Source organism: Xylanibacter ruminicola (assembly GCF_900142525.1).
Taxonomy (GTDB): domain Bacteria; phylum Bacteroidota; class Bacteroidia; order Bacteroidales; family Bacteroidaceae; genus Prevotella; species Prevotella ruminicola_A.
Genome location: NZ_FRBD01000030.1, coordinates 13,831 through 30,063, shown reverse-complemented (window position 1 = coordinate 30,063; position 16,233 = coordinate 13,831). Strand labels below are relative to the sequence as shown.

Genomic DNA, 16,233 nt, shown 5'->3' with positions numbered 1-16,233 from the left:
TTTCACCTGCTCGTCACTGCCACTTGATTTTACAAAATGTACCTGCGTACCTGCGTTCGCCCCCACCCTGCAAAAACAGGTGTTTGGAGTGGTACGGCAGAATCTGCTGGATTGTTTACGAGATTTTGCCAAAAATTTCCGAACTATCTCACAGATTGTTTCTGGACATCATTGGGATTGCTGATTTAGAGACGTTTTGCGCGCGAAGGTTTTCTTTACATTTTAACATTTAACGAAAAAATCGAGAAAAGTCAAAAAAAAGCTATTTTTGCGCCTTTTTTTTGTGTACCTTTGTACCCGCAATAAAGAAGTTGCGGGTACGAGTGAAGGCTGCGGCTCAGCATTGGCCAAGCGAGCTTGCACACTGCGTTCGCCTTGCGCTTCCCTTGCATTGCTTTTAATTAACTTTAGTATTAACCATTCTTGGCGGAGCCAAGCGGCAAAGCCGAGCGAAAACATTATTAGAGTATGGCGAAGATTTTTTATGAGTTGCGACAGAACAAGAATGTGAAGTCGAGTATTTTTGGCAAGTGGTTTGCCCACAGCAAGAGTGTTGAAACTATGAACACCCGCAAGCTGGCTAACCATATCAGTGAGCATGGTAGCGTGTACACCAGCGACGTGGTGTTTGGTGTGCTGGAGAAGTTCCGCAGCTGTCTGGTGGAGATGCTGCTGGAGAGCAAGCGTGTGAAGATTGAGGGTCTGGGTACCTTCTTCACCACCCTCGAGAACCAGGAGGGCGGCGCACAGAAGAAGGAGGACTTCAATGTGCAGAAGAACTTGAAGGCCCTGCACATCCGATTCATGCCTGAGGGCGAACAGGAGATGAACATCAGCAGCCGCGAGTTCATCAAGAAGGCCGAGTTCGTGAATGTAGACACCCTGACGGGTGGCGATTCCACCAGCGGCTCTGGCTCAAGTGATGAGGACGATGGGCCAACTGGTGGCTACACCCCTAATCCCGGGGATTAAAAATAGGTAAAAGAGTTTAATCACTCCACCCCTAGCCTATCTTGCGTCCCTTCGGTAGCAAGCGCCCCTTCGGGTCGAGCGGTCTCTCGAGAGGAGGGGAATACCTACGGAAAGTATTAACCATTAAAATCAAATCATTATGACAAAGAAAGAGACTGCAAAGTTTATAGTTCAGCTCATTGCCTCTATAGCGTCAGCCATTCTAACGGCGCTTGGTGCAACAAGCTGCATGGGCATATAGCCCAGCCAAAGACCTGCACTTGAGGGGTGCGCCCCTCATACTGCAGCGAGGCGCATTCGAATAGAAGTTCTTTTTTCATTTTTTAAAGTCTATCCCCCTTAGGCCAGCAGTGAATGCTCGCCTAAGGGATTTTTGTATATATTTACTTGCATAGATAAAATAAAAGTTGTCCCCACGACTTTTGCCAGCAGTGAGCAGACGACAGCCACAACCCCTTATTCCCCTATTTTGTCGCAAAACACCAAGCCTGTCGCAACAACTCCGATAAATATCTGGCATTTTTCTTGGAATCAGCCAAAAATTTCCTTACCTTTGCAATGTCAATCAGAACAAACGACATCTTAGAGACAAGAAACAGCAAGTTTAACAATTTAAAATTTATTAGATTATGAAACAGAATGAAGAGAACATCCAGAAGGATCAGGAGTTAACTAAGGAAGAGTTGGAGCAGGTAAACGGCGGAGGTTTTATACCACGTCCGAAAGGGTAGGCCCTCTGACGTGTTAATTGCTGCTGACTTTGCAATGTCAATCAGAACAAACGACATATTAGAGACAAGAAACAGCAAGTTTAACAATTTAAAATTTATTAGATTATGAAACAGAAAGAAGAGAACAGCCAGAAGGATCAGGAGTTAACTAAGGAAGAGTTGGAGCAGGTAAACGGCGGAATTTCATTCCAGGACGAACCCTCCAAAAGTGGAAAGGCTTTGTAGTGTATGTTACAGCCAGGGCTTTTTTGGGGTTTAGTCACTGGGACAGGTTAGTCACTGGGACAGATACTGTTTTAAAAACCAAACTTTTTGGATTAAAAGTGAGGCATTTTAAAACAGTATCTGTCCCCACGACTTACTTCTCTTCTCGTGAGGCCGCATACTGAGCCTTCAGCGCCTGCACATGGGGCTTTGCCTGAATCTCAGGCGCCACCTTGTCCACCAATGCCAACCACTCTTCCTCTGACATCTGAGCTAACGAGGCGTATATCAGACCCCAGTAACCGAGGAAATCGGAGGGATGCTCTTCAATCAGTTTGAGGCAGTAGTCACGCAATTCACCGGTAGCGGCAGAGTCAGTCTCCAGGCGGCTAAGCACATCCGCTAAGATCGGCGCAGAATCGCGCACCTGGAAGTTGAGCGATGTCTCTGGTGCGAATTCCTCGGCAACCGTCTTGAGGCCGTCTATCTCGTAGCGCACCGTGTCGCCGGTAGGGATGAATTTCTCCTTCCAGCCGTTGCCGTCCAGACCGAAACGGACGGACATGAGAGTCGTCTTGTCGCTGGGTATGTCGTAGCGGAAAACTCCGTCTTTCACGGGCACATTAGCCAGTTCTTCTCCTGTATCTTCGTTGAACAGGATTACATACTCAGGCACGTCATCCGTATTATGGAAATGACCCACCAAGACCGTTTGCTCCACTTTTGGCCCGCAGCCAGCCATCAGGGCCGCCGCTGCCAACATCACTAAATAATTAATTCGTTTCATTTTCTTTGGTTTTTATTGTTGTTAATCATCCATGCACAGAACCAAACGGCGGCAATCACCAGACATACGCCGCCAGCGATATAGGCAATCATTGATCAAAAACAGAACAGGCTGTGAAGCTCATTGATACGATCATTGCGAACAGGATGATGCCTGCTGCCATAACCATGTTCAGGATTCTATTACGTTTCATAAGCGGTTACATTAATTATTCTAGTTTGTCGTACATTAACAGTCATTACGTAAAAGAAGCATAACGCTCCGTAATTCCCATCATGTCGTGAAAAGCGACAGAGTCACCATTCAGGGGGCAAATATAGGAAAAAATGCGTGGACTGCCAAGTTTTTTATCGATTTTCTTTCATTTTACTGTAACTTTTCTTGTTACTAGAGGTCTACCACAAGAGGAATTAGCTTTGTGAAGCAAAGATTTTATTGATAGGATGGTTATATTCATAATCCTGAAATTAATTTGTTGTTTAATCTTGTTTTTAAGTTAGGTGCAAAGGTACTATAAAAAATTGGAATTTACAAACATTATGGCGAAGATTTTCATTACCTCTGACTACCTCGAAGGTAGGATGCATCTCGGAAATTCAAAGAAAAACAAGTTTTCCTTTGGTATTTCGCTCTAAAATTAGTAATTTTGCACGCAAAATTGAAAACATAGAAGAAAAAATATGGCAAAAGAATTAAAAGAACTTACTAAAAGGGCTGATAACTACAGCCAGTGGTTTAACGACCTGGTTGTAAAGGCCGACCTGGCTGAGCAGAGCGCCGTACGCGGATGTATGGTGATTAAGCCCTACGGCTACGCCATCTGGGAGAAGATGCAGCAGCAGCTGGACAAGATGTTTAAGGAGACTGGAGCACAGAACGCATACTTCCCCTTGCTGATTCCAAAGTCGTTCCTCTCGAAAGAGGCTGAGCACGTAGAGGGCTTTGCCAAGGAGTGCGCCGTGGTTACTCACTACCGTCTGCGCGCTAAGGAGGATAAGAGCGGTGTAGAGGTAGACCCAGCTGCTAAGCTGGAGGAAGAGCTGATAGTACGTCCTACATCGGAGACCATCATCTGGAACACCTATAAGAACTGGATTCAGTCGTGGCGCGATCTGCCACTGATGTGCAACCAGTGGTGTAACGTGATGCGCTGGGAGATGCGTACACGCCCATTCCTGCGTACATCGGAGTTTCTGTGGCAGGAAGGACACACTGCCCACGCTACTCGCGAAGAGGCTGAGGAGGAAGCACAGAAGATGCTGAAGGTGTATGCCAAGTTTGCTGAGGAGTGGATGGCTGTGCCAGTGGTACAGGGAGTGAAGAGCGAGACTGAGCGTTTTGCTGGTGCCCTGGACACATACACCATCGAGGCTATGATGCAGGACGGTAAGGCTCTGCAGAGCGGTACAAGCCACTTCCTTGGTCAGAACTTTGCTAAGGCTTTCGAGGTTACATATCTTAATAAGGAGAACAAGCCTGAGTATGTATGGGCTACTTCATGGGGTGTTTCTACACGACTGATTGGTGCGCTGATCATGACTCACAGCGATGACAACGGACTGGTATTGCCTCCACGTCTGGCTCCAATACAGGTAGTGATTATTCCTATCGCCAACAAGCCTGAGCAGATGGACCAGGTGAACAATGCAGTACAGCCTATCATCGACGAGCTGCGCAGCAAGGGCATCAGCGTGAAGTTTGACGATGCTGACAACAAGCGCCCTGGATTCAAGTTTGCCGACTATGAGCTGAAGGGTGTACCCGTACGACTGGTACTGGGTGCTCGCGACTTGGAGAACGGCACCATCGAGGTGATGCGCCGCGATACGCTGGAGAAGGAGACACGCTCTATCGACGGAATAGCTCAGTACGTAGAGCAGCTGCTTGAGGACATTCAGCAGAACATCTTCAAGAAGGCCAAGGACTATCGTGATGCTCACATCTACGAGTGCGAGAACTACGAGGAGTTTAAGGAGAAGGTGAAGGACGGAGGATTCTTCCTGTGCCACTGGGACGGTACTGCCGAGACTGAGGCAAGAATCAAGGAGGAGACTCAGGCCACAATACGATGCGTGCCATTCGGAGTTGAGCAGACTCCTGGTGTGGATATGGTGACTGGCAAGCCTGCTAAGGCTCGCGTTATAATAGCCCGCTCTTACTAAGAGCGAGCTATTATAAAAGCAAAAGAGGAACCTTCGCAGGTTCCTCTTTTTTTAACCATAAACTAATGTTCAAAAAATATGCAGAAACATTACTTTATGGAGGCCGAAATATCACTTACCTCACGATAAACGATCTTCTAATTAACCTTAATAATCTAATACCATGAAAAACACGCTGCAAAGGTAGAATTTTTCTTTAGAATGAGGTAAACTAGAAGAAGGAAATCGCAGTTATTTAACGTTTCTTCAGCAAATCATCGTCGCGCTTTACGATATTTTGCAGTTCTAATCTTCGGATGCGCTGCTGCTGGGCTGCGCTGAGCTCAGGCTGAGCAATGGGATGCCAGTTGGCTGAATAGTAATGCACCCTACTCTCGCCGTAGATAGAATCGACCAGGAATGTCTCGACAACTGCCACCACGCTGTCTATCGCAAGCATGTGGACACGCAGCGAGGGGTTCATCTGAATGGTCAGACTGTCGTCGGCTATAGACAGCATCTGGCTGGTGCCGCCCAGCTGATTCTTCACCTCGGCCTTCATACCAGAATCGAGGAAATCGATAAAGTCGAGACGATTGTTCTTTGAGAGATAAGGCATAAGAGAGTCGGGCATCTCCCTGAATGCGTCGCGAATATTGACGTTCTGGGCAGATGCCTGACTAAAAGTTGCGGCCACAAACAGGGCCAGGAATATTTTCTTCATCATCCGCGAGATGGTCTTAAATCCTTTACACGAACGGCTTTACCCTCGCTGACTGGTAATGAGCCCTTCTTAACAAGTTTTACCTGAGGTGTGAGCAGAATCTCGTCCTTCAATGCACGCTGGATGTCCTTCATCATCTTCTGCATCTCTGGATAGATATCAGTGTCCAGTCCATCAAGCTCAACCTCTACTGTCATCACATCGTTATCGTCGATGGTTTCGAGGGTGATGAGGTAATTGCTGCCCAAACCAGGATACTGCACCAGAATCTTCTCGACCTGCATGGGGAATACATTGACGCCCTTGATGATAAACATATCATCGGTACGACCCTTGATACGGTCGATACGGCGATGGGTACGGCCACACTTACATGGCTCGGCAATGATACGGGTGAGGTCGCGTGTGCGATAGCGCAGGATAGGCATCATATCACGATCGAGCGTGGTGAGTACCATCTCACCCATCTCGCCATCGGGCACAGGCTCGAGCGTATCAGGATCAACAATCTCTACGATATAGTTATCCTCCCACAGGTGCATACCATCCTGATACTTACACTCGAAGGCTACACCAGGGCCATTCATCTCGGTCATACCGAAAGAGTTGTAGGCCTTTACGCCCAGCATCTTCTCGATGCGACGACGCTGCTCCTCAGTATGAGGTTCGGCTCCAATACAGAGTGTGCGGAGCTTGGTTGATGCAGGGTCGACACCCTCTTCCTTGAACACCTCAGCCAGACGGATGGCGTAAGAAGGAATGGCATGCAGACAGGTTGTGCCAAAGTCCTTAATAAACTTAATCTGACGCTTTGAGTTACCAGCTGCAGCAGGAACAGTCATAGCACCAAGCCACTCGGCACCATACTGGAATCCCAGTCCGCCAGTAAACATACCATAGCCACTTGAGTTCTGGAATACATCGCTCTTACGGCAACCAACCATATAGAGGTTGCGGGCAATCATGTTGGCCCAAGAACAGATGTCGTGCTCGGAATAGACCACTACGCAGGGATTGCCTGTGGTACCACTGGTAGAGTGGATACGTACCGCATCGTCGAGATTGCCTCCAACAAGTCCGTAAGGATAGTTGTCGCGCAAATCCTGCTTGGTGGTGAAAGGAATCTTTCGCAGGTCGTCGAGCGAGTTGATGGAGTCGGCCGTAATGCCTGCCTCGCCCAAACGCTTCTTGTAGAATGGCGATTTAAGACAGACATTGATGGTGTCCTTTAGTTTCTTAACTTGGAGCTGCTGAAGCTGCTCTCTTGGCATAGTCTCGAGTTCGGGCTGCCAGTATTCGCCGTCGGGCTTGATGGTAGCCATAATTTTCTCGTCAGTCATATCTTATAGTTTATTTGGTTATCGGACTTATTTTTTTACATTACTTCTGTGCCAGCTGCATCATCATGACGGCTGAAAGACCTGCTGTCTCAGTGCGAAGTCGGCTAGCACCGAGGCTGACAGAAACCCAGCCCTCGGCTACGGCCTGCTTCACCTCGTCGATAGAGAAATCGCCCTCAGGACCAACCAGCACTGTTACGTCATCGGTATCGGAAGGCTTACGCAGTTCATCGAACAGATCAACACGAGGCACCTCGTCGTAGCAGTGGGCAATATACTTGCGCCCCTGGATGGGCTGCTGCAGGAAGGCCGAAAAATGGAGCATTTCATTAACCTGTGGCTTCCAGGCTTTGTGACTCTGCTTGACAGCTGCTGTGATAATCTTATCCAGACGAACCAACTTGACCAGTCGGCGCTCTGAGAACTTACAGTTAAGGAATGATACCTCGTCGACGCCAATCTCGGTAGCTTTCTCCATCATCCACTCCATACGATCCATCATCTTGGTAGGAGCAATGCCCAGATGCAGATGTCCCTTCCATTGGCGCTCCTGAGGCAGCTTCTCCAGAATCTCGTAATAACAGTGATGTGTAGCAGCTACCGTTACCTGAGCGCGGTAGTAATTTCCTTCGCCGTCCATCAGAAACAACTCGTCGCCACTCTTCAGGCGGAGCACTCGCATAGCGTGCATCGCCTCGTCGGTAGGCAACTCAGTCTGATTCTCAGCATCAGGCACAAAGAAATATCTTGTTTCCTTCATATTTATCTTATCTAGAATTAATTTTTCGTTTCAGGATGGAATACCAACGCAAAGGCCGCACCCACAACGAGGGCAAAGCCTGCGAAGATAAACCAGCAGGTGGTCCAGTCGCCCTGCAGGAATCCGTTGTTCCAAGCGCAATAATGGTTCACAATCTCGCCAGCAGCAAGCGTACCCACTGTGGCACCAATACCATTGGTCATCATCATAAACAGCCCCTGAGCCGAAGCCTTGATACTGGGCTCGCACTCTTGATCGACAAAGATACCGCCAGAGACATTGAAGAAGTCGAAAGCAACACCATACACGATACAAGAGAGGATGAACATGATAACACCAGGCATAGCGGGATTACCCACACCAAAGAATCCGAAGCGGAACACCCAGGCAAACATAGACATGAGCATGACTACCTTGATGCCATAACGCTTCAGGAAGAATGGAATCATCAGGATGCACAGCGCCTCGCTGATCTGCGAGATACTGGTGAGCAGTGTGGCATTGTTGGCAGCAAACGATGAAGCAACAGCAGCATCGGCACTACCCTTGAAGCTGGTGATGAACGGACCTGCATAGCCGTTGGTTACCTGCAGACACATGCCCAGCAGCGCTGAGAAGATGAAGAACAGAGCCATCTGGCGACTCTTGAACAGCTTGAAGGCATTGAGGCCCAGACTCTCAATGAGCGACACCTTCTCTTTGCGAACCACCTTGCACTCAGGCAGAGTGTAGCAATAGAAACATAGCAGGATGCTCAGAATACCTGATACAAAGAACTGCATATAGGTGTACTGGAACTTATAGTCGCTATCGGCCAGCGTCATCGTGAAACTGCCATCCTGCCAAACGGCGCAGTTAACAAACCACATGGTAACAATGAAACCAACGGTGCCCAACACACGGATGGGTGGAAAATCCTTCACGGTGTCGCCACCATTATTCTTCAATATGGTGAAAGCTGTGGTATTGGCCAAAGCAATAGTTGGCATAAAGAATGCTACGCTGATAGTATAGAGCGCGATGAACAGCGACTTGTTGTGCAGCTCCTGGCCAAAGCCTGCCTGCATACCAAGCCACCAGCATCCCAGCATAAAGCCTCCAGCTGCCAGATGGCACAATCCCAGCAATCGCTGAGGTTGTATATACTTATCGGCTACGATGCCCATCAGTGTAGGCATAAAGATACTTACGATACCCTGAATAGCATAGAACCAAGAGATCTTATCGCCCAGTCCGGCTACTCCAAGGTAGTTTCCCATACAAGTAAGATAGGCTCCCCAGACAGCGAACTCCAGGAAGTTCATCAATGCTAAACGGAATTTCAGATTCATAATTATTACTTAGATATTGGTTCCTTATTTATTTGTTATTGGAATTCTCTTCTGCATCTGTTCTATTCGATGCGTTTGCTGCATCTGACGCATTCTGGCTGCTTCGCCTATAGTCAGCGGATGATCGCTTGGAATGCGAGCGGCGTCGATTTTGTCAGGCATACTGTCGGCCCTTGCAGGCTGCGGCTCAACTGCAGCGGGTTCAGGCATGTTGTTGCGGAACTTAGCCAGCTGGATGTTGTTGATGAACATCAGACACAAGCTACTGGTGTTATCAGTACTTGGACGCATGCCACACATGATGAATCCCTTAATCTCCTTAACACGCTCTTTGCAATAAGGCACGCGCAGGTTGGTGGTGCCCGACGAAGAGATGGTAGAGAACTGCTTAGTGGTGCTGTCGTTGGCATAGGTGATGGCCAGATAGACTGTAGCCTGGCGATTGCCGTTCTGCATGAGCCATGAGGTGTTGACACTCATCATAAAGCTATCGCCCTCATGGTATGTAGTATCGGCCTTCTGACTGAACTGATACAGATGATACGGACGATCGTTGAGCAGCATGAGCGCACGCATACCCTTCCATACATCGATGGTATCACCGCTGGCCGAACTTGCCAGAATAGTCTGCACCTCGCTGGCAGCGCCATATTTCTCAGCTTCCTGATTCAGGCGGTCTTGAACGTGCTTATAGATTTCTTGGAATCTGTCGGCACGGGTATAGTAATACACCAGCGAAGAGTCGAACTCGGCCTGGGTAACACCGTGCTCCTTGAGCACCAGCTCGAAGGTATAACGACGATTATACTCGCTATTACCATCCTGCTGGGTGGCTATACCCTGAGCCATGTGGTAGTCGTAGATAAGGTTCTCCATATCGTCGGGCTGTATATACTGCGACGGAACCTGTGGCTTACAGCTAGCCAACAGCAGCACTGCAGCAGCCACATATATAATATGTATAGCCTTACTCTTCAACTTTCGCCTCGTCTTTCTTCAATGAAATCTTACTAATCTCCTCGCGATAGAACAACAGCAGCCAAACCACGCTGACGCTGATGCTGGCATCGGCAAAATTAAACACCGGGCTGAAGAACACAAAGTGATCGCCACCTACTAACGGCATCCACATGGGCCACTCTGTCTCAATCAGCGGGAAGTAGAACATGTCTACCACCTTGCCCATCAGAAACGGGGCATAGCCCGTACCAAAAGGCACGAAATACGACAGATAATAGGGCGACGACTCGTTGAACACCAAACCGTAGAACATACAGTCGATGAGGTTTCCTGCTGCACCAGCCAGCACCATCGACAAACAGATGATATAGCCTGTGCGGGCGTTCTTCTTAACCTTCTGCCAGATGTAATAACCCAGCACACAGATAGCAGCCACACGGAACAGCGACAGCACAATCTTGCTGCCCAACTGCATACCGAAAGCCATACCCATGTTCTCGATAAACGTGATGTAGAACCAGTCGGTGATGTGAATGCTCTCGTGGAGCGACATCGAGGTCTTTACCCAGATCTTAATTGCCTGGTCAATAAGGAGAATGGCGACTATAATAATTGTCGCCAATCTGCCTTTTGTGATAAGAGAATTATTCGTCACTTACTTCTTCTGGTTAAGCTTAGACTCCACACTGAGGGTTGCATGAGGAACAGCGCGAAGGCGCTCCTTTGGAATCAGCTTACCCGTGATACGGTCGATGCCGTAAGTCTTGTTCTCAATACGAATCAGCGCAGCTTTCAGTCCCTGGATGAACTTCTGCTGGCGGGCAGCCATAGAAATCAGTTCTTCCTTCGACTGGGTAGCACTACCCTCCTCCAATGCCTTGTAGGTGGGTGATGTATCGTCGACATCGTTGCTATCTTCGTTAGTAAGTACGCGCATCATCTGCTCGTAATCACGCTTGGCCAAAGCCATCTTTTCGTTTATGATCTGACGGAACTCCTCGAGCTCCTCATCAGTATAGCGAGTCTTCTCTGCCATAATACAAATAATTTAGTTATTGAATATTATTTAATTCTTAGTAACTTTAATGTTCAACTTAAACTCATCGAACTCAACTTCCTGACCGTCATTAGGTTGTAGAGTAATATTATCGGCCAGAACCTGAGTCTTGATGTAGTCGGCAAAGCTGTCAACAGCCTTCTTCACATCGTCGTTAGGAGCAATCTCAACATTGATGCGGTCTGTGATTTCAAAGCCGCTCTCCTTACGGATGTTCTGAATACGGTTGATGAGCTCACGTGCCATACCCTCGTTCTTGAGTTCGTCGGTGAGTTCTACCTCGAGTGCTACAGTCAGGTTGCCCTCGTTAGCTACCAGCCAGCCTGGAATATCCTCGCTGATGATATCAACGTCCTCAGCCAGAACTTCTACTCCCTCTAGTTCTGCGAGCCCGGCTAGTTTAATACTGCCATTCTTCTCGAGTTCTGCTATCTGCTCCTGAGTCAGGGCGTCCATAGCGGCAGCTACACTCTTCATGAGCTTACCGAACTTCTTACCCATGGTGCGGAAGTTACACTTCACCTTCTTAACCAGCACGCCAGCACCCTCAACGAAACGAAGCTCCTTCACGTTTACCTCGTTCATAATCAGGTCCTTAACAGCTTCAATATGCTTCTTCTGAGTTTCGTCGACAGCAGGAATCATGATAGCCTGCAGTGGCTGACGAACCTTGATGTTAACCTTACGGCGCAGAGCCAGTACCATAGAGGTAATCTTCTGAGCCATCAGCATACGAGCCTCGAGATCCTTATCGATCTGAGCATCGCAAGCTACAGGGAACTTATCGAGGTGTACAGAATCGAGCTCACCGCCCAGATCCTTATACAGCTGATCGGCATAGAATGGAGCAAATGGAGCCAGCAGCTTAGCTACTGTCATCAAGCAGGTGTAAAGCGTCTGATAAGCCGAGAGCTTATCCTCGCTCATCTCCTTACCCCAGAAACGTTTACGGTTCAAGCGTACGTACCAGTTACTCAGGTCGTCGTTAACGAAGGCGTCAATCAGTCGGCCTGCGCGTGTTGGATCGTATCCGTCGAGCTCAGCCTCGACACCCTTGATGAGTGTGTTCAGACAAGAGAGAATCCAGCGGTCGATCTCAGGACGCTTCTCGAATGCAACCTGCTCTGCTGTTGGGTCGAAACCATCCACATTAGCATAGAGTGCGAAGAAGCTATAGGTGTTGTAGAGTGTGCCAAAGAACTTACGGCGCACCTCATCTACACCCTCTGGGTCGAACTTCAGGTTGTCCCAAGGCTCCGAGTTAGTCATCATATACAGACGTACAGCGTCAGAGCCGTACTTGCCAATCATATCGAATGGGTTCACCACGTTACCCACGTGCTTCGACATCTTGTTGCCCTTAGCATCGAGCACCAGACCTGAAGAAATTACATTCTTGAAGGCTACTGAGTCGAAAATCATGGTAGCGATGGCGTGCAGGGTAAAGAACCAACCACGGGTCTGGTCAACACCCTCGTTGATGAAGTCGCATGGGAAGGCGATACCCTTATCAATCAGGTCCTTATTCTCGAATGGATAGTGAATCTGAGCGTAAGGCATTGAACCAGAATCGAACCAAACGTCAATCAGGTCGGTCTCACGCTTCATAGGCTTACCGCTTTCTGAAACGAGTACGATATTATCAACGTATGGACGGTGCAGGTCAATCTTATCATAATTTTCTTTACTCCAATCGCAAGGCACAAAACCATTGTCCTTCAGTGGGTTACTCTTCATGAAGCCAGCCTTAACTGCCTTCTCAATCTCGTTATAGAGTTCCTCTACCGAGCCGATGCAGATTTCCTTGCCATCCTCATCGCGCCAGATAGGAAGTGGTGTTCCCCAGAAACGTGAACGAGAGAGGTTCCAGTCGTTCAGGTTCTCAAGCCAGTTACCAAAGCGGCCTGTACCTGTTGACTCAGGCTGCCAGTTGATGGTCTTGTTGAGCTCGAACATGCGATCCTTCTTAGCAGTAGAACGGATGAACCAAGAATCCAATGGATAGTAGAGCACAGGCTTATCTGTACGCCAGCAGTGAGGATAGTTGTGTACATGCTTCTCAATCTTGAGTGCAGTACCCTCCTGCTTCATCTCCATACAGATCACGATATTCAGGTCTTCAGCCTTAGCTGCAGCCTGCTCGTCGTACTTACCATCCTTGTTAAACTCAGGTGCGTAGGCATTCTTTACGAAGTCGCCTGCATGGTGACCGTAACCAGCCACGTCTACACACTTTTCTACGAAGTTATTGTCGAGTTCGTCCAGCACATAGTACTTACCCTGAAGGTCAACCATTGGACGTGTCTCACCTTTCTTATTTATAAGGAACAGGCTTGGGATGTGGGCATCCTTAGCCACCTTGGCGTCGTCGGCACCGAAGGTTGGAGCGATATGTACGATACCAGCACCATCCTCAGTTGTAACGTAGTCGCCAGGGATGACACGGAAAGCCTCGCTCTCCATCTCAACAAACTGATCCTTGCCGTTCTCACCTGCAAATACCTTCTCAGGATGAGCAGCAGCATACTCCTTCACGTAGTCGGCAGCATTCTGGTCGAGCTTAGCCGATGGCTTTACCCAAGGCATGAGCTGCTGATACTTCATACCAACCAGCTCCTCGCCAGTATAGTGACCTACGATACGATAAGGCACAAACTTCTCGCCCTTATTGTACTCAGGCATCTCGTCGCCATCAGTCATGTTACCCTCTGGAGCCAGATAAGCGTTCAAGCGGCTCTCTGCCAGGATGATGGTAATCTTCTCGCCGTTATAAGCGTTATATGTATCAACAGCTACGTAGTCAATCTTCGGACCTACGCAGAGTGCTGTGTTTGAAGGCAATGTCCAAGGAGTTGTTGTCCAAGCCACGAAGTAAGGTGTACCCCACTTGGTCCACTCTTCCTTAGGATTCAGCGCCTTGAACAGAGCGGTAACGGTGGTATCCTTTACGTCGCGATAGCAACCTGGCTGATTCAGCTCGTGTGAGCTCAGACCAGTACCTGCACCTGGCGAATATGGCTGGATGGTGTAGCCCTTATAGAGCAGTCCCTTATTGTAGAACTGCTTGAGCAGCCACCACAGTGTCTCAATATACTTGTTGTCGTAAGTGATGTATGGGTTGTCCAGATCAACAAAGTAACCCATCTTCTCTGTGAGGTCGCGCCACTCCTGAGTGAACATCATCACGTTCTCACGGCACTTCTTGTTGTAATCCTCAGTAGAGATATACTTTGCACTCTGCTTGTTGTCGATATCAGCCTTAGTGATACCAAGCTCCTTCTCAACACCCAGCTCAACAGGCAGTCCGTGGGTATCCCAACCGGCCTTACGCTTTACCTGATAGCCCTTCATCGTCTTATAGCGATTAAAGGTATCCTTGATAGTACGTGCCAGCACGTGGTGAATTCCAGGGTGACCGTTAGCTGAGGGAGGACCCTCGAAGAAAACAAACTGCGGACAGCCTTCACGCTCCTCTACCGAGCGCCAGAAGACATTCTTCTCCCGCCACATTTCCAGGATATCATTGTTTACCTGGGTTAGATTCAAGCCGTTATGTTCGGCGAATTTCTTTGCCATATCTTAATTATATTTTCTATTTCTCTTATTTAGCGTGCAAAGGTACTAAAAATATCCAATTTGACCAAAGGAAATAAATATTTTTAATATTTCTGCTAAAAAAGTATGATATTTCAGATTATTTGTTTATATTTGCAAGCAGAAATCCAATAATTACAACTTAAAACAATTTAAGATTACCTATGATTACATTTACAATGATTCTGCAGCTCTGCATCGTATTAGGTGCACTGTGGGTAGGTTCTCGCTATGGCAGTTTGGCCTTGGGAGCTATTTCTGGTATCGGTTTGGCTATTTTGGTGTTCGGATTTGGGTTAAAACCTGGCACACCACCAACCGACGTTATTTACATTATTATAGCAGCCGTTACCTGCGCTGGTATTATGCAGGCATCGGGCGGTATGGACTGGTTGATCCAGATTGCTGAAAAACTACTGCGAAAACACCCCGATCACATCACGTTCTTTGCACCGCTGTGTACTTTCTTCCTTACCGTGCTGGTTGGAACAGGTCACGTGGTTTACACACTGATGCCTATCATCTGCGACATCGCCTTGAAGAAGGGCATCCGTCCTGAGCGTCCTTGCGGTGTAGCTTCTATCGCTTCTCAGGTTGGTATCACCTGTTCGCCTATCGCTGCTGCCGTTGTGGCATTCGTAACCATCTCTAATGCCAACCACTTCGATATCACCATCCCTCGCGTGCTGATGGTTTCAATCCCAGCTTGTGTTTGCGGACTGATGGCAGCTGCTACAGCTTCTTATCATCGTGGCCTCGACCTCGATAAGGATCCAGAGTTCCAGAAGAAGATTGCCGATCCTGCACAGCGCGAGTACATCTACGGTTCAACAGCCACCACACTCGATAAGGAGATTCCACAGTCGGCTAAGAATGCCGTATTTATTTTCCTCGGAGCGCTGGCCGTTATCGTGATGTTTGCTGCCCTACCCGACCTGCTGCCTTCATATCCAACAGTTAAGGCTGTTAAGGGTGCTGGCGACCTGACTTTGGTTAGTGGAGTCACAATTTCTGCATCGGCATTGGCTAAGGCAGGTGTTGTGGCCGAGGGATTTACAGAAAAGGGAATGGTAGACCTGAAGATGAACCTGGTGATTCAGATTGTGATGATTTCGGCTGCTGCCCTCATGATAATCTTCTGTAAGGCTAAGCCCAAGAAGGCTGTGGCTGGCCCAGTATGGCAGTCAGGTATGGTGGCAGTAGTTGCTATCTACGGTATCGCCTGGCTGGCCGACACCTACTTCTCTAACTATATGAGCGAGATGCAGACTATGCTGTCAGGCATCGTGAAGGAGTATCCTTGGAGCATCGCCTTCGTATTCTTCCTGGTATCTGTGCTCATCAACTCTCAGGGTGCCGTTGTGGTAGCCATGTTGCCACTAGCTTATAAGCTGGGCATCGATGGTCCGGTATTGCTGGGCGTGCTGCCAGCTGTTTACGGATACTTCTTTATCCCCAACTATCCATCGGATATCGCTACCGTTAACTTCGACCGCTCGGGTACTACGGTGATTGGAAAATACCTGTTGAACCACTCGTTCATGATGCCTGGACTCATCAGCGTAATCACCTCAACGATAGTGGCTTACTGCTTATCGATGATATTCTTCTAAAAGACATAAAAAAAGCCCC

General features: G+C 48.3%; 15 protein-coding genes. 6 read left to right on the top strand and 9 right to left on the bottom strand.

Annotation, left to right across the window (positions count from 1 at the left end):
• Positions 1-468: 468 nt before the first annotated feature.
• From BUB86_RS15720 to BUB86_RS17320, 4 genes are all read left to right on the top strand, one after another.
• The gene (locus BUB86_RS15720) at positions 469-972 is read left to right on the top strand and encodes a hypothetical protein (protein ID WP_073211333.1); all 504 of its coding nucleotides are present in this window, start codon (positions 469-471) and stop codon (positions 970-972) included.
• A 139-nt stretch (positions 973-1,111) separates the two neighbouring features.
• Positions 1,112-1,213 carry a smalltalk protein gene (locus BUB86_RS17775; protein ID WP_175549433.1) on the top strand — a complete coding sequence of 34 codons (102 nt, stop codon included), beginning with the start codon at positions 1,112-1,114 and terminating at the stop codon, positions 1,211-1,213.
• A gap of 388 nt (positions 1,214-1,601) precedes the next feature.
• Positions 1,602-1,703, top strand: coding sequence for a class IIb bacteriocin, lactobin A/cerein 7B family (locus BUB86_RS17325; RefSeq protein WP_139261678.1), 102 nt, complete (start codon positions 1,602-1,604; stop codon positions 1,701-1,703).
• A gap of 105 nt (positions 1,704-1,808) precedes the next feature.
• Positions 1,809-1,928, top strand: a complete 120-nt coding sequence (locus BUB86_RS17320; protein ID WP_139261676.1) for a class IIb bacteriocin, lactobin A/cerein 7B family — start codon at positions 1,809-1,811, stop codon at positions 1,926-1,928.
• A 133-nt stretch (positions 1,929-2,061) separates the two neighbouring features.
• On the opposite strand, the gene BUB86_RS15715 is transcribed toward BUB86_RS17320, so the two are convergent.
• Positions 2,062-2,628: a hypothetical protein gene (locus tag BUB86_RS15715; RefSeq protein ID WP_139261674.1), complete on the bottom strand. Its 567-nt coding sequence runs from the start codon at positions 2,626-2,628 to the stop codon at positions 2,062-2,064.
• A 746-nt stretch (positions 2,629-3,374) separates the two neighbouring features.
• On the opposite strand from BUB86_RS15715, the gene proS reads away from it, so the two are divergent.
• Positions 3,375-4,856: a proline--tRNA ligase gene (gene proS, locus BUB86_RS15710; RefSeq protein ID WP_073211327.1), complete on the top strand. Its 1,482-nt coding sequence runs from the start codon at positions 3,375-3,377 to the stop codon at positions 4,854-4,856.
• 235 nt (positions 4,857-5,091) lie between these two features.
• On the opposite strand, the gene BUB86_RS15705 is transcribed toward proS, so the two are convergent.
• Genes BUB86_RS15705 through ileS form a run of 8 tightly spaced genes read right to left on the bottom strand, consistent with a single transcriptional unit; the run spans position 5,092 to position 14,583 of the window.
• Positions 5,092-5,562, bottom strand: a complete 471-nt coding sequence (locus tag BUB86_RS15705; protein ID WP_073211323.1) for a DUF3256 family protein — start codon at positions 5,560-5,562, stop codon at positions 5,092-5,094.
• Complete coding sequence (locus BUB86_RS15700) at positions 5,559-6,881, bottom strand: phenylacetate--CoA ligase family protein (protein ID WP_073211319.1); 1,323 nt, start codon at positions 6,879-6,881, stop codon at positions 5,559-5,561. Before BUB86_RS15700 ends, BUB86_RS15705 begins: the two co-directional genes overlap by 4 nt.
• 58 nt (positions 6,882-6,939) lie before the next feature.
• Entirely contained in the window at positions 6,940-7,659 is a 720-nt protein-coding gene (locus BUB86_RS15695) for a 16S rRNA (uracil(1498)-N(3))-methyltransferase (protein ID WP_073211316.1), read from the bottom strand.
• 17 nt (positions 7,660-7,676) lie between these two features.
• Entirely contained in the window at positions 7,677-8,990 is a 1,314-nt protein-coding gene (locus tag BUB86_RS15690) for an MFS transporter (RefSeq protein ID WP_073211312.1), read from the bottom strand.
• Positions 8,991-9,014: 24 nt separating this feature from the next.
• Positions 9,015-9,968, bottom strand: a complete 954-nt coding sequence (locus BUB86_RS15685; RefSeq protein WP_073211308.1) for a DUF4296 domain-containing protein — start codon at positions 9,966-9,968, stop codon at positions 9,015-9,017.
• A complete protein-coding gene (locus BUB86_RS15680; protein ID WP_073211344.1) occupies positions 9,958-10,572 on the bottom strand; it encodes a lipoprotein signal peptidase in 615 nt (204 codons plus the stop codon). The genes BUB86_RS15685 and BUB86_RS15680 overlap by 11 nt, the downstream gene beginning before the upstream one ends.
• A 33-nt stretch (positions 10,573-10,605) precedes the next feature.
• On the bottom strand, positions 10,606-10,986 hold the full coding sequence (locus BUB86_RS15675; RefSeq protein WP_073211304.1) for a TraR/DksA family transcriptional regulator: 381 nt from the start codon (positions 10,984-10,986) through the stop codon (positions 10,606-10,608).
• Positions 10,987-11,016: 30 nt separating this feature from the next.
• Positions 11,017-14,583, bottom strand: coding sequence for an isoleucine--tRNA ligase (gene ileS / locus BUB86_RS15670; RefSeq protein ID WP_073211302.1), 3,567 nt, complete (start codon positions 14,581-14,583; stop codon positions 11,017-11,019).
• A gap of 182 nt (positions 14,584-14,765) precedes the next feature.
• On the opposite strand from ileS, the gene BUB86_RS15665 reads away from it, so the two are divergent.
• On the top strand, positions 14,766-16,214 hold the full coding sequence (locus BUB86_RS15665; RefSeq protein WP_073211299.1) for an anaerobic C4-dicarboxylate transporter: 1,449 nt from the start codon (positions 14,766-14,768) through the stop codon (positions 16,212-16,214).
• Positions 16,215-16,233: the final 19 nt, after the last annotated feature.